Below are 13,422 nucleotides of genomic sequence, written 5' to 3'. Positions count from 1 at the left end.
CCGTGAAGAACGCGCCTCGCAGCGGCCGATCTGACGCAATCCCCGCCACCTGACTGAATCCGGATCCCTGCCGTCCGTCCACGTCCGCAGTACCCGGCCGACCCGGCGATGCGGGTGCGCGATGACGGGAACGCGGAGCCGGGGCCACCGGGTGACGGCTTCAGAGGGTGACCAGAGACGTACCGTCGGCTCGGTCGGCGGGCGGGGCAGGCCCGGACTAGCACAGCAGGCCCCGGCTCGATCGTCGATCGGCCATCGATTCGCCCGAAACGATGATGCTTGCCTGCCGACGCGAGCATTCGGGGGCAAGGCGCCCAGGATGCGGTGAAGATGACCTTGATCGCGGAGCCCCGCCCCGCCGTACCGGGCCTCTACCGAGCCCCCGGGGTCGGCGGGTGCACCTGGCAGCCGGAACCCGTTCCCGTGCCAGGACAACACGTTCACAGTCACTCAAGGGAGGAACCCGGTGGGAGTCACGTTCAAGGCTGAGGTCAGGGCCGAGAGCCAGTACTACGGCGCGGTCGAGATCAAGGGCATCGCCCAGGACGGCGATGAGATGAAGGTGCAGAAGCATCTGAAGGTGAACCTGATCCTGCCTGCCGCGGGAAGCGGTACCGATGTGAATCTGCTGCTGACCCCGTGGATCCCGATCGACGTCTCGGTCGAGAACAACCAGATCGGGAGTGACAAGTTCGAGGTCACGCTCACGATGGCCTCGGAGACGCCCTTCGCCGTCGGGCCGTCGGCCACACTCACCATCGGTGTCAACGGCGACCTGACCGGTGACGCCGCGAAGCCGTGCCTGGACTCGATCAAGATCAGCGCCGACGACTGACCATCGCCCTGCCGCCGACCCGGGCGATCCCGGTGTCGCCGTCGCGTTCCCGATGCCGATCACCCGTGGGCGAGTCGGCCCACGTGGGCTTCACGCTCCGGCGGTACCGGGTCGGTGCGGGTTGTGCGAGAAGGACGGCCGCCCCTCGGGGGTGGCCGTCCTTCCGTGTCCGCCGGCCGTCCCGGCGGGCAGGGGGCGGCCGTGTGTGCATCACCGCCCGGCGCGCCCGCGGCCCGGGCCGGCTGGGTTCAGGCCCCGGCGGGGTGGGTGAGGGTGTGCCAGGCGTTGTAGCCACCGAGAAGGTCGGAGACGTCGGGGTGGCCGTGGTGGCGCAGCAGACTGGCGGCGATGGAGGAGCGGTGGCCGCTGGCGCAGTGGACGACGAGGGGGTGGTCGGTGGGGATCTCGTCCAGGCGGTTGGGGAGTTCGGTCAGGGTGATGTGCAGGGAGCCTTCGATGGATCCGGTTTCGCGTTCGCCACAGGTTCGGACGTCCAGGACGGTGGGGGGCTGTTCGCTGGCGAGTGCGGTGCGGAGCTGGTCGGCGGTGAGGCGGCTGGCGGGGGTGAGGTCGTCGGCGAGGGCGGGCAGGGCGTTGCCGGGGTTGCGCAGGTAGCCGGCGATGCGGTCGAAGCCGATGCGGGCGAGGCGGGTGATGACCTCTCCCTCGCGGTCCTGCGGGGCGATGATCGCGATGTTGCTGTCGGGGGTGAGGACGGTGCCGGCCTGTTCGGCGAAGCGGCCGTCGACGGGGACGTTGACGGCGCCGCGGACGTGTCCCGCGCCGAACTCCTGGGGGCTACGGGCGTCGAGGACGACGGCACCTGCGCCGCGGACCTCCTTGAAGCCTTCGGGGCACAGGGGACGGGCTGCGGTCGTGGGGTCGAGCAGCGGGTGGTCCTGGCGGTTGAGGGTGGCGTCGTGGCCGAAGTAGGCGGGGGCGGTGGACTGGCCGGCGGTGACGATACGGACGAAGGTGTCCTGGTCCATGGGCTGGCAGGCGTAGTTGGTCAGGCGCTGGGTGCCGATGGTGGACCGGCGGTCGGTGGAGAGGTTCTTGCCGCAGGCCGAGCCGGCGCCGTGGGCGGGGAAGACCAGGGTCTCGTCGGGCAGGGCCATCAGCTTGCGGTGAACGCTGTCGTAGAGCATGGCGCCGAGTTCGACGGCGGTGACGCCGGTGGAGGCGAGCAGGTCGGGGCGGCCGACGTCGCCGATGAACAGGGCGTCGCCGGTGAGCACGCCGTACGGGACGGCGTCGTCGGGCTGTTCGAGGACCAGGACGCTGATCGACTCGGGGGTGTGGCCGGGGGTCTCCATGATCTGGAGGGCGACGTCGCCGAGTTCGATCCGTTCGCCGTCGCTGAGCTTGCGGATCGGGTACTCGGTCTCGGCGCGGTGTCCGTAGCCGATCCAGGCGCCGGTGCGGGCGGCCAGTTCGAGGTGGCCGGCCAGGAAGTCGGCGTGGAAGTGGGTGTTGATGACGCCGACGACGGTCAGGCCTCGTGCCGTGGCGTCGGCGAGGTATTCGTCGACGTCCCGGCGAGGGTCGACGATCACGGCCTGGCCGGTGGTCTCGTCGGCGATCAGGTACGAGGCCTGGGAGAGGCAGTCGAGGTAGAACTGAGCGAAGTACACGGGGAACCTCCTGGGCGGCGTCGGGCGCCTCGGCGCGATCTCAATACCCCCACTGGTATATGTGCCAGCATACGGCCCCACGGTCGATACGGGGCAGGGTATCGCCGAACGAGGTCGATAATACCCCCCGGGGTACTATGGTGGACATTGCGCGGGACCGGCCGCCGCCGTCGGAGACGGGCGGAACCGAGGAGGCGCCCACGCCCCTGGGGCGCCCGCCCGGCGCGCCGCCCCGCCCCGCCCCGCGGCGGCCCGTCCGGCGCCGTCCGGCCCGCACCAGACCAGACCACCGGAGCACCGCATGCCCCCGCTGCCGCCCGACCCCGGGCAGACCACCCCCGCCCAGGCCCACCAGCTCGCCCGCGCCGGCACAGCCGTCCTGCTCGACGTCCGGGAGCGCGGCGAGTTCGCGGCCGGCCACGCCCCCGGCGCCCTCCACCTGCCGCTGATCGCCCTGGCCGCCCGCGAACCGCTGCCGCCCGAGGCGGGCGGACGGCTCGTCCTGGCGATCTGCCACTCGGGCAACCGTTCCGCGCGGGCGGCGCAGCTGCTCGCCGAACGCGGCGTCGAGGTGCTGAACGTCGTCGGCGGCATGACCGCCTGGGAGCGGGCCGGACTGCCGGTCACCACGCCGGGCGGCGGCACCGGCAGCGGCGGCAGCGGCGGCAGCGCCGGCGACGGGAGCTCCAGGGACGCCGGGGACGCGATATGACCGCGCTGCTCCTGGCGCTGGCCGCCGGGGCCGTGGTCGGCCTCGCCCTCGGCGGCCTCGGCGGAGGCGGCAGCATGCTCGCCGTCCCCGCGCTGGTCTACCTGCTCGGATTCAGCCCGGCGCTGGCCACCACGGCCGCCCTGGTGATCGTCGCCGCGACCTCGCTGACCGGCCTGCTCGCGCACGCCCGGGCGGGCCGGGTCCGCTGGCGCACCGGCGCGCTGTTCGCCGCCGCCGGGCTGCCCGCCGCCACGGCCGCCGGGGCGCTCTCGGCGCACCTGCCCGGGGCGCTGCTGACCGGCGCGTTCGCGGTGCTGGCCGGGCTGGCCGCCTGGCGGATGCTGGTGCCGCCGAAGGCCGCCCCGCAGGAACATTCCGCCGCCGGGTGGGGCCGCTCGACGGCGACCGGCGCCGGGCTCGGCGCGGTCACCGGGCTGCTGGGTGTCGGGGGCGGGTTCCTCGCCGTCCCCGCGCTGGTCTCGGTGCTCGCCTTCACCATGGCCGAGGCGGTGGGCACCAGCCTGCTGGTGATCACCGCCAACGCGCTGGCCGCGCTGCTGCCCCGCCTCGGCGCGACCGGCGCCATCGACTGGGCCGTGGCCGCACCCTTCACCGGGGCCGCGATCCTCGGCGCCTGGGACGGAAAGCGGCTCGCCGACCGGCTCAGCGGGCGCACCCTCCAGCGGGCCTTCGCGTTCGCCCTGCTCGGCGTGGCCGCGCTGATGCTGGTCACCGCCCTGCGCTGACGCCGGTCGCCGCGCTGCGCTGATGCCGGCCACCGCCCCGCACCGACGCCGGGCGGGCCCCGGCTCCCGGCGCGCGAACCGGAGGACGAGTCCGGAGGGCGGCAGCCGACCGTGCGCCGACCGTTGACGCGACTCGGACGGGCATGTGACATTGCACATGTCACCCAGCGCCGCTCCGGGGATTTGAACGTTCAAACCCCTGCCCGCGCACGCCGCCCCGCCCCCTGACGCACCGCCACCCGTCCGACAGGAGAGCCCCGATGCCCCCCACCCGCGCCCCGCGCCGCCGACCGGTCCGCGCCCTGCCCTCGGGCTTGGCCGTCCTGGCCGTCCTCGCCGTCCAAGCCGTCGGCGCGGGACCGGCCCGAGCCGACGGCCCGGCCCCGCTGGTCGACGGCGGCGGCTACGTCCTCGGCTCCGTCCTGGACGGCGGCTGCCTCGGCCCGCAGTACGCGCAGTCGGCGGCCGGCACGCCCGTCGTCGGCGCGGCCTGCCAGGGACTGCTCAGCCAGCGCTGGCAACTGCACCGCACCACCGACGGCTACCGGCTGGTCAACGCCGCGAGCGGACGCTGCCTGACCCTCGACGGCACCGGGCGGCACCCCGGCACGGCCGACTGCGGCACCGACCCCGCCGCCGAGACCTTCGCCATCTCCCCGGCACCGGGCGGGAGTCACACCCTGACCGCACACGGCGCCTGCCTCACCACGGCGGCCGACCGCGAGCAGGACGGCGCCGCCGACCACGAGCAGAGCAGCGCCGCCGACCGCCGCCGTTGCGACGCCCGGCCCGCCCACCGCTGGACCCTCACCCGCAGCGAACCGCTCACCCTCACCGACCCCGGCTTCGAACAGGGCACGGACGGCTGGACGTTCACCGAGCACACCGGCGTCGCCACCAACAACCCGCACGGCGGCACCCGCCTCGCCTACCTGGACGCCGGCTCCGGCCACCGGATCGCCCAGCAGGTCACCGCCGTCACCGCCGGCAGCTACGACCTGTCCGCCTGGATCGCCACCGGCGGCGCCGGCGGCACCTTCTCCGTCAGCGTCAACGGCACCGTGGTCCGCTCGCTGACCCTGCCCGAGCAGCCCGTCTACGCGAAGTACACCCTGCCCCGGGTGCACGTCGCGGCCGGCGACCGGCTCACCCTCGGCATCGGCTCCTCCCCCACCGGCTGGGTCAACGCGGACGACGCCTCCGTCGCCCCGTCCGCCCCCGGCGACCCGAGGATCAGCTCCTCGGACCCGGAGGTCGTCGCCCTGTTCGACTGGGCCAAGACCAAGGCCAACAGCTGGGTGCAGCAGGCCGGCACCACCGGCGTGCTCAACCAGGACGAGAACAACCCCGGCGGCACCGGCACCACCACCTACGACACCACCTACTGGGCCGGCTACCCGTTCCGCTCCGACTTCTACAGCCGCGACTTCGCCCACCAACTGGTCGGCGCCCACCTGCTCGGCCTGGACGCCGAGAACAAGACCATGCTGCGCGGCTTCGCCGGCTCCGCCACCGAGACCAACAAGCTCTACCCGGTCTGGGCGCTCAACTTCGACGCCAGGACGTACGGCAGCATCGACTACCGGAGCCCCGACCGCTTCGTGCGCGAGCTGCCCGCGCCGTTCGAGCTGGTCGAGAAGGCCGGCGAGGCCTACCGGTGGACGGGGGACCGCGACTACGCCGACGACCCCGCGCTGAGCGGCTACGTCCGCAACACCCTCGGCCCCTTCATCGCCCAGCACCCCGGCCCGGTCGACAACGGCGGCCTCCCCATCCCGCAGGCCACCAGCCGCAGCATCTTCGCCGGCACCGCGAGCTACGCCGAGAACGCCACCAGCACCTACGCCGAGGCCGGCGACGCGATCGGCGCCCAGTACCAGGCGTACCTCGCCGCCGAGACCCTGGCCACCGCCAAGGGCGACACCGCCGCCGCCACCGGCTACCGGCAGGCCGCCACCGCGCTGCGCGACTACGTCAACACCACCTGGAGCGTGGACCGGCAGCAGCCCGGCGAGGTCGTGCACGGCTACGACACCACCGGCAAGCCGGTGACCGGCTGGGGCTACGAGTCCAGCGTGCTGATGCCGGTCAAGCAGTTGCTCGACCCCGGCCCGCGCCGGGACGCCCTCCTCGCCGCCATCGACGCCGCCGACTCCGGCCCGCAGCGCTCGACCAACCTGGAGGCCTACACCTACCTGCCGGACGCCTTCTTCGCCAACCACGACGGCGACACCGCCTGGAAGTGGATGCGGCAGATCTACCAGGGCGTCGACCAGCTCCACGCGAGCGGCCGGATGCTCAACGGCGACTACCCCGAGGTCCCGTTCACCCTGCTGGGCCAGACCGTGCAGGGCCTGCTCGGCGTCGAGCCCGACGCCGCCGCGCACACCCTCGTGACCGCCTCCCGGCTGCCCGCCTCGATGGGCTGGCTGGAGGTCGCCGACATCCCGGTCGGCGCCGGCTCGGTCACCGTCCGGCACGACGGCCACCGCAGCAGCACCGTCACCAACACCGGCGGCGCGCCGCTCACCTGGGAGGCCCGCTTCACCGGCCCGCACGGCGGGATCACCGTCGACGGCAAGGCCCGGCCCACCCGGACCAGGACCGTCGACGGCGTGACCTACACCTACGCCACCGTCACCCTCGCCCCCGGGCACACCGCGAGCGCCGCCGTCACCGACTGACCCCCACACCGCAGTACCGCGGCCGGCCGGCCCCCAACCGGCCGGCCGCGCACCCCGAACCACCCGACGCACCATCACCTCCCCCACACCCGCAGGAGTGCGCATGCGCCACATCCCCCACCGCCTCGCGGCACCCGTGCTCGCGCTGGCCCTCGCCGCCACCGGCCTCGGCGCCCTCACCCTCGGCACGGCCGCCCCCGCCGCCGCCCTGGGCAACGGCAACGCCCTCACCCCGCCCATGGGGTGGAACTCCTGGAACTCCCTCGGCACCGAGGTCACCGAGGACCAGGTCGTCCAGACCATCGACTTCATGGCCGCCAACGGCCTGGTCGCGGCCGGCTACGACACCGTCACCATCGACGACGGCTGGTCGCTCTGGCACCGCGACGGCCAGACCACCGACCTCGTCCGCAACGCCGACGGCGCCATGCAGCTCTACGACACCGCCGGAAACCCCGTCGCCGGCACCGACGGCACCGGCACCGACCCCACCTCCGGCCACCTCATCCCCCGCCCGGACCACTTCCCGTCACAGACCGTCAACGGGCGGACCGTCAACGGCATCGAGTACCTCGCCCAGTACGCGCACAGCAAGGGCGTGAAGTTCGGCCTCTACGCCACCGACACCTACCTCACCTGCCAGATGCACCCCGGCAGCCTCGGCCACGAGAGCACCGACGCGGGCGACTTCGTCTCCTGGGGCGTCGACTACGTCAAGTACGACGACTGCCCCTACGGCCCACAGATCACCGGCCCGGACGGCCACAACTACTACACCCAGGGCGAGGGAAAGGAACTCACCCGCTCGGTCTACGCCCGCGTCCAGACCTTCCAGCACGCCCTCGACGCCGCCTCCGCCGCGCAGGGCCGGCCCAAGGTCACCCTCAGCGTCTCCGCCCAGCCCGCCCACACCGGCGTCCCGTACCTGCTCGCGGCCGACGACCCGGCGCGCACCGACCCGGTGGTGCAGGCCGCCGGCACCGCGCCGTTCCAGGCGCCCGGCTACGCGCCGACCGGCGTCTGGTGCGGCCAGGTCGCCAACCTCTGCCGGATCGGCGGCGACCGCGACAGCGAGCTCGACGGGGTGCTCTGGAACGGGCAGTTGCAGACCGCGCTGCAGTACCCCGGCAACGTGCGCCCGGGCAGCTGGAACGACCTCGACATGATGTTCACCGGCTGGCAGGACGTCTACGGCGCCTGGGGCACCACCGACACCTGCACCTGCCACAAGCCGTTCACCGACGACGAGTCCCGCACCGAGACCTCCGTCCTCGCGATGCTCGCAGCCCCGCTGGTCTCCGGCGCAGACCTGCGCACCGCCGCGCAGTCCCAGCACAGCGCGGACGGCCACACCTGGTCCACCGGGATCGACGCCGCGAGCCTGGCGATCCTGAAGAACCGCGACGTCATAGCCATCGACCAGGACGCCCTGGCCAAGCCCGCCACCCTGGTCGGCGCCAAACCCGCGAACGCCACCGCGCCGGTCGTCCTCCAGCGGCGGCTGGCGAACGGCGACACCGCCGTGCTGCTCGTCAACCAGGACCCGGCCGCGAGCCGCACGGTGAGCACCAGCCTGAGCGAACTCGGCCTCACCGGGCCCGGCTACACCGCCAAGGAGCTGTGGACGGGCGCGAGTTCGACCGTCACCGGCACGCTCGGCGCCTCGGTGGCCCCGCACGGCGTGGCGCTGTACCGGCTCAGCGCCCGGCCGGCCACCGGGCCGGCCGCGGTAGTCGACGACGGTCGCTACCACGCGATCGGCGCCGGCGGCAGCGGCGGGCTGGTCCTCGAAGTGGCGGGGACCTGTAGCTCGCCGCTCGGCGCCGTCGCCGACGTCAACACCTGGTGGCCCACGCACACCTCCGAGCAGTGGACCTTCACCAGCAACCCGGACGGCACCGTGCGGATCGCCGACGACTGCGCCACCGCCACCCACGCGCACACCGTGCTCGCCGCCGGCACCGACCCCGGCAACAGCGCCTACCTGCTCGACTACTCGCCCGGCAACCGCTGGCAGGAGTGGCGGGTCACCCAGGACGGCGCCACCGGCACGCTCACCGTCACCAACGTCGCCACCGGTCTGGTCCTCAACGCCCGCACCGGCACGGCGGGTTCGACCGTGACCACGGACGCGGCCGACGGCGCCGCCCCCGGACAGGGCTGGGGCGTCGTGTCCTGACCTCACCGGCGCCCGCGCCCTGACCACGTCCCCTGATCACGCCTCCTGACCGCGTCTCCTGATCACGATCCCGGGCGCTCCTCCTCCACCACGACGCCGACGCCCGGCCAGTGGCGTGCCAGGTCGGCGAAGAAGCGCCCGGCGTCGATCGCCGCCTCGGGCGGGTGGACGCCCGGGGCGCGGACGCCGCCGTCCAGGAGCTGGGCGAGGCCGAGGGCCGCCGGCACGCCGGTGCTCTCGGCCATGTCGCCGAGCAGGGCCTCGGCGCCGGTGAGCCGGGCGAGGACGGTGACCGGCCGGCCGTCGCGGCTGCCGGTGGCGGCGGCGAAGAAGCCGGGGAGGCTGCCGGGGCCGGGGAAGCGGGCCGCGCGGGCGGCGGCCCGCAGGGTGCGGCGCAGCGTGGGGCGGTCGAGGTCGACGGCGGCGGTCTCGTTGCCGAGGCGCCCGGCGTCGAGGTCGTCCCGCAGGACGTCCAGGTAGGCGGCCGTCCTGGCGGTGACGACCATGAGGTTGGCGGCCGCGCCGCCGGGCCGCAGGCTGCGGTGCAGGGTGACCGGTTCGGGGTGGCCGACGGTGTACGCGGTGCCACGGTGGCCGCCGGGCAGGTCGAGGGCGACCGGCCGCAGCGGGGGCCGCTGGACGATCCGGCCGCCGTCGACCACCGCGACCGTGCCGCTGATCTGCTGCATCCAGTGCACGGCGGCCGCCAGCGGGGCACCGTCCGGTCCGAGCAGGGAGGTGTCGTCGGGTTCGGCGCCCGCGTCGACGGGCCAGGCGGTGTAGAGGTCGGCCAGGGTGTCGAGGCGGGCGGCGGCCCGGACGGCGAGCAGGTTGCTGACGCCGGGGCTGGCGCCCATGCCGATCACGGCGCGGACGCCGGCGGCGCGGGCCTCGTCGTCGAGTTCCAGCATGGCGACGGTGGGTTCCCAGTCGTCGCAGATGTCCAGGTAGTGGGTGCCGGTGCGGATCGCCGCGCGCAGCACGCCGAGGCCGAAGCGGTAGTACGGGCCGACGGTGTTGAGGACGGCGTCGGCCTTCGCGAGGGCGGCGTGCAGTTGCACCCCGTCGGTGACGTCGACCTGGCGGGCCCGGACCGGTACCGGGCCGCCGGCGAGGGCGGCGGCGGTGCGGCGGGCGGCGTCCGGGTCGCGGTCGGCGATCACGAGTTCGTGGACGCCGGGCAGTCGGGCGGCGACCCGGGCGGCGACGCGGCCCATCGCTCCCGCTCCGCCGAGGGCGAGCACTCTCATCGTCGTTTCTCCTTTCGCCGGTCGGTGTTCACCGGCTGTGCGGCTGGGCCGTCAGCGCTGCCCGAGCGAGGTCAGTAAGCTGCGGTGCTCGTCGAGGTAGCCGGGGCTGAACAGCGAGCGGGGTGCGGTGGGGCCGTCCCCGTGGACGAGGACGACCAGGCCGGCGGGGGTACGGCCGCCGGTCGGGCGGGCGAGGACGCCGTGCAGCGGCTGTCTGCCGCCGGTGATGGTGACGCGTTCCCCCTTGAGGTCGTACTCGTTCCGGTACACCACCCAGCCGCCCGCGCCGAGCAGGAGCACCACCCACGGACAGCAGTGATCCCCAGAGCAGCCATCGCCCGCGCATCTTCGTTCCGCTAATCTATCGTTCTCAAAACGAACGTATCAGATCTGAACGCATTAGGATGGTCGCCATGGTGGAGATTCCGACCCGGGTGCTGGTCGAGGCGATGGTCCGCACGGACGGCACGGTCGACTGCGGCGACCTGTACACCGTGGCCGACCTGCTCGGGATGACCGACCAGCAGGTCCGGCTGACCGTCAAGCGCCTCACCGGCGACGGGCGGTTCGTCCAGGAGGGGCGCGGCCGCCGGGCCCTGCTGCGGGCCACCGCCGAGACCCGGCGCTCGATCGACCCCGACGTCGAGTACGTGGCGTTGATGTACGCCCAGGACCGCGGCCGGGCCCCCTGGGACGGCGTCTGGCACCTCGCGGGATTCGCCGTCCCCGAGCACGCCCGGCCCGCCCGGGACGCGCTGCGCGAGGCGATCCTCCGGCTCGGCGGCGCCCCGGTGCAGAACGGCCTCTACGTCTCGCCGCACCCCTGGGAGGAGGACGTCCTGGCCGAGGCCGCCGCCCTGGACGTGCGCGGCCACCTCACTCTCCTCACCAGCCGCGACCTGCGCGCCGGCGAGACCGACGACCCCCGCGCGCTCGCCCGGCGCTGGTGGCCGCTGGACCAGGTCGCCGAGGGCCACCAGCGGCTCGCCGAGGTCGCGGCCGACCGCCTCGACCGGCTGGAGAAGGGCCTCACCGGCTCCGAACTGCTCACCGTCGCCCTGGAGTTGGCCGCCGCCTTCACCGAGGCCATGGAGCCAGACCCGCTGCTGCCGCCGGAACTCCTGCCACAGCCCTGGCCCGGCACCGCGGCCCGCGAACTCGTCGCCCGCTGCTGGGCGCTGCTGCTCGCCGACCCCGGGCCGGGCGCACCCCGGCTGTTCGACGCCTACGCCGAGGTCGTCGCGGCCGTCACCGCGTAGCCGCCGGACCCGGCTCGGTCGCCTCCGTCGCGGCCGGGGCTGCGGGCGCGACCGGCTCCGGCAGGGTGCGGAACAGCAGCCAGCTCAGCACCGGCATCAGCACCAACGGCAGCAGGGCAGTGCGCAGCGAGGTCGCGTCGGCGAGGCCGCCGATCACCGGGCTCGCCAGGCCGCCGATGCTGACGGTCAGGCCCAGCGTGATCCCGCTGGCGGTGCCGATCCGCGAAGGCAGGTAGTCCTGCCCCAGCGTGACCTGCAACGAGAACGGCACGTACAGGCCCGCCGAGGTCAGCGCCACGAAGACGTACAGCGCCGGGCCCGGCACCAGCACCACGCCCGCCACGGCCACCGCCGCCACCAGGTACGACCAGCGCGCCACCGCGACCCGGCCCCAGCGGTCCGCCAGCGCGCCGCCCAGCACCGAACCCACCGCGCCGCCCGCGTACAGCACCACCAGCGCCGCGGTGCCCGCCGCCGTACCGCCGCCGACCCGCTGGGTGGCGAACAGCGCGAGGAAGGTGCTCAGGCCGGTGAAAGCGATCGAGCGGCACACCACGGCCAGCGACAGCCGCACGAACGAAACCCGGTCGTCGGCCCCGGCCACCGGCGCCGGAGCCGTCCCGGCGGCCCGCCGGCGCTCCAGTTCGCGCAGCACCGGCAGGCACAGGACGGCGCCCGCGAGCGCCGGCAGCACCAGCAGCGGAGTCAGCCGCAGGCCGCCGCCCGAGACCACCACGGACACCAGCAGCGGGGCCGCCGCGAAGCCCAGGTTGCCGCCCAGCGAGAACCAGGCCATCCCCCGGTGGCCGTCCCGCGCGGCCAGCCGGGCGACCCGGGCGGACTCCGGGTGGTACGCGGCCACCCCGACCCCGGACAGCGCCACGAAGGCCAGGGTCAGCGGGTACGAGCCGCTCACCCCGCTGAGCGCGATGCCCACGCCGCCCACCAGCGTGCTGACCGGCAGCAGCCAGGGCAGCGGGCGGCGGTCGGTGATCGCGCCGAACAGCGGCTGCGCCACCGAGGAGAGCAGGGAGGCGGCGAGCACCACGCCCGAGACGGCGGCGTAGCCGTAGCCGCGCTCGGCCACGAAGAACGGGACCAGGGCGGCCACCGCGCCCTGGTAGACGTCCACGCAGGCGTGTCCGAGGGACAGCAGGGTGATCGAGGAGTCCCGCTTGCCGGGTGTGCTCTTCGGATGGTCAGGCGTACTCGGCGTACTCGGCGTACTCGGTGTACTCGGTGTACTGGAGGTGTTGGACGCACTGGGCGTAGTGATCGGCGGGTTGTCCGGCGTTGTCTTCGGCATGCCGACATGCTCGGCGCAGCGGTACCTGTCGGGCTTCCGATAATCTGCCAGGTGATGCCGAACATCCGCCACGACCCCGTCGCCCCGACCCGCGTTCAGCGGCTGGCGTCCGGCGCCGGGATCGACGCCCACCGCCACGACGACCACCAGATCGCCTACGCGGCCAGCGGCGTGCTCGCCATCACCACCGACGCCGGCTCCTGGGTCGCCCCCGGCACCCGCGCCATCTGGGTCCCGGCCGGCACCGTGCACGCCCACCAGGCCCACGGCGAACTGGACCTCCACCTGGTCGGGCTGCCCGCCACCGAGAACCCGCTCGGCCTGGACCGGCCGACCGTGCTCGCCGTCGGGCCGCTGCTGCGCGAGCTGATCGTCGCCTACACCCGCACCCCCGAGGACGACAGCCCCGAACGGACCCGGCTGCGCGCCGTCCTGCTCGACCAGCTGCGCGCCTCCCCGCAGCAGCCGCTGCACCTGCCCGCCCCCGCCACACCGCTGCTGCGCGCGGTCTGCGACCGGCTCCGCGCCGATCCGGCCGACCAGCGCACCCTCACCGAACTGGGCCGGGCGGCCGGCGCCAGCGACCGCACGCTCTCCCGGCTCTTCCGGGCCGACCTCGGCATGACCTTCCCGCAGTGGCGCACCCAGCTGCGGCTGCACCACGCACTGGTGCTGCTCGCCGAGGGCCTGCCCGTCACCACGGTCGCGCACCGCTGCGGCTGGTCCTCCGCGAGCGCCTTCATCGACGTCTTCCGCCGCGCCTTCGGCCACACCCCGGGCCGCCACCCCGCGTACTGACCCCGAATCGTCCGCCGCT

The 13,422-nt window shown here is 74.3% G+C and carries 11 protein-coding genes; 7 read left to right on the top strand and 4 right to left on the bottom strand.

Features of this window, described 5'->3' with window-relative positions; translation table 11 throughout:
- The first annotated feature begins 466 nt into the window (after positions 1-466).
- Positions 467-835 (top strand): hypothetical protein, encoded by a 369-nt coding sequence (locus ACIOGZ_RS32380; RefSeq protein WP_400988646.1) that lies wholly within the window; start codon positions 467-469, stop codon positions 833-835.
- A 248-nt stretch (positions 836-1,083) separates the two neighbouring features.
- Here the strand turns inward: ACIOGZ_RS32380 and ACIOGZ_RS32375 are convergent, their stop codons facing one another.
- Positions 1,084-2,469, bottom strand: coding sequence for a rhodanese-like domain-containing protein (locus ACIOGZ_RS32375; RefSeq protein ID WP_363586367.1), 1,386 nt, complete (start codon positions 2,467-2,469; stop codon positions 1,084-1,086).
- A 301-nt stretch (positions 2,470-2,770) separates the two neighbouring features.
- On the opposite strand from ACIOGZ_RS32375, the gene ACIOGZ_RS32370 reads away from it, so the two are divergent.
- The 4 genes from ACIOGZ_RS32370 (at position 2,771) to ACIOGZ_RS32355 (ending at position 8,790) form a co-directional block, all read left to right on the top strand.
- Positions 2,771-3,181 carry a rhodanese-like domain-containing protein gene (locus ACIOGZ_RS32370; protein ID WP_363586366.1) on the top strand — a complete coding sequence of 137 codons (411 nt, stop codon included), beginning with the start codon at positions 2,771-2,773 and terminating at the stop codon, positions 3,179-3,181.
- Positions 3,178-3,927 carry a sulfite exporter TauE/SafE family protein gene (locus ACIOGZ_RS32365; RefSeq protein ID WP_363586365.1) on the top strand — a complete coding sequence of 250 codons (750 nt, stop codon included), beginning with the start codon at positions 3,178-3,180 and terminating at the stop codon, positions 3,925-3,927. The genes ACIOGZ_RS32370 and ACIOGZ_RS32365 overlap by 4 nt, the downstream gene beginning before the upstream one ends.
- Positions 3,928-4,187: 260 nt before the next feature.
- Positions 4,188-6,611, top strand: coding sequence for an RICIN domain-containing protein (locus ACIOGZ_RS32360; protein ID WP_363586364.1), 2,424 nt, complete (start codon positions 4,188-4,190; stop codon positions 6,609-6,611).
- 103 nt (positions 6,612-6,714) lie between these two features.
- Positions 6,715-8,790 carry an RICIN domain-containing protein gene (locus ACIOGZ_RS32355; RefSeq protein WP_400988643.1) on the top strand — a complete coding sequence of 692 codons (2,076 nt, stop codon included), beginning with the start codon at positions 6,715-6,717 and terminating at the stop codon, positions 8,788-8,790.
- A gap of 62 nt (positions 8,791-8,852) precedes the next feature.
- Here the strand turns inward: ACIOGZ_RS32355 and ACIOGZ_RS32350 are convergent, their stop codons facing one another.
- Positions 8,853-10,040 carry a saccharopine dehydrogenase family protein gene (locus tag ACIOGZ_RS32350; RefSeq protein WP_400988641.1) on the bottom strand — a complete coding sequence of 396 codons (1,188 nt, stop codon included), beginning with the start codon at positions 10,038-10,040 and terminating at the stop codon, positions 8,853-8,855.
- A 51-nt stretch (positions 10,041-10,091) separates the two neighbouring features.
- Positions 10,092-10,343, bottom strand: coding sequence for a hypothetical protein (locus ACIOGZ_RS32345; RefSeq protein ID WP_363586361.1), 252 nt, complete (start codon positions 10,341-10,343; stop codon positions 10,092-10,094).
- 110 nt (positions 10,344-10,453) lie between these two features.
- On the opposite strand from ACIOGZ_RS32345, the gene ACIOGZ_RS32340 reads away from it, so the two are divergent.
- Positions 10,454-11,299 carry a PaaX family transcriptional regulator C-terminal domain-containing protein gene (locus ACIOGZ_RS32340; protein WP_363586360.1) on the top strand — a complete coding sequence of 282 codons (846 nt, stop codon included), beginning with the start codon at positions 10,454-10,456 and terminating at the stop codon, positions 11,297-11,299.
- On the opposite strand, the gene ACIOGZ_RS32335 is transcribed toward ACIOGZ_RS32340, so the two are convergent.
- The gene (locus ACIOGZ_RS32335) at positions 11,289-12,605 is read right to left on the bottom strand and encodes an MFS transporter (protein ID WP_400988639.1); all 1,317 of its coding nucleotides are present in this window, start codon (positions 12,603-12,605) and stop codon (positions 11,289-11,291) included. The genes ACIOGZ_RS32340 and ACIOGZ_RS32335 overlap by 11 nt on opposite strands.
- Positions 12,606-12,659: 54 nt before the next feature.
- Here ACIOGZ_RS32335 and ACIOGZ_RS32330 point away from each other — a divergent pair, with 54 nt between their 5' ends.
- On the top strand, positions 12,660-13,403 hold the full coding sequence (locus tag ACIOGZ_RS32330; RefSeq protein WP_363586358.1) for a helix-turn-helix transcriptional regulator: 744 nt from the start codon (positions 12,660-12,662) through the stop codon (positions 13,401-13,403).
- Positions 13,404-13,422 lie beyond the last annotated feature (19 nt).

The organism is Kitasatospora sp. NPDC088160 (genome assembly GCF_044741445.1).
In the GTDB taxonomy this organism is placed as follows: Bacteria; Actinomycetota; Actinomycetes; order Streptomycetales; family Streptomycetaceae; genus Kitasatospora.
Note: the sequence above shows the minus strand (reverse complement) of the source record. Positions and strands in the feature narration are given on the sequence as shown.